The sequence below is a fragment of the Bradyrhizobium sp. Kon37 genome (genome assembly GCF_055807535.1).
Window position 1 is genome coordinate 1 of sequence record NZ_JBVVOY010000170.1, and the last position, 372, is coordinate 372.

1 pseudogene is annotated in these 372 nt (G+C 42.2%); it reads left to right on the forward strand.

The window, feature by feature from the left end:
* Positions 1-372: pseudogene (locus AC0L3J_RS37650) on the forward strand (transposase); the annotation flags it as partial.

Genomic DNA, 372 nt, shown 5'->3' on the forward strand with positions numbered 1-372 from the left:
CATTCCCCAAGAGGATTACCCAACACTACGTCAGTTTCGTTATTTTTATGATCGAGAATACCCTAAAGCTCAGCGCTTAAAGTCTAGAGTTAAAGCAGGGGTATATAAAAAAGACGTACGACCCTTAAGTAGTACAGCCACTTCTCAGGCGTTAGGCCCTGGGAGTCGTTATGAGATTGATGCCACGATTGCTGATATTTATTTAGTGGATCATCATGATCGCCAAAAAATCATAGGAAGACCAACGCTTTACATTGTGATTGATGTGTTTAGTCGGATGATCACGGGCTTTTATATCGGCTTTGAAAATCCGTCTTATGTGGTGGCGATGCAGGCTTTTGTAAATGCTTGCTCTGACAAAACGGCCATTTG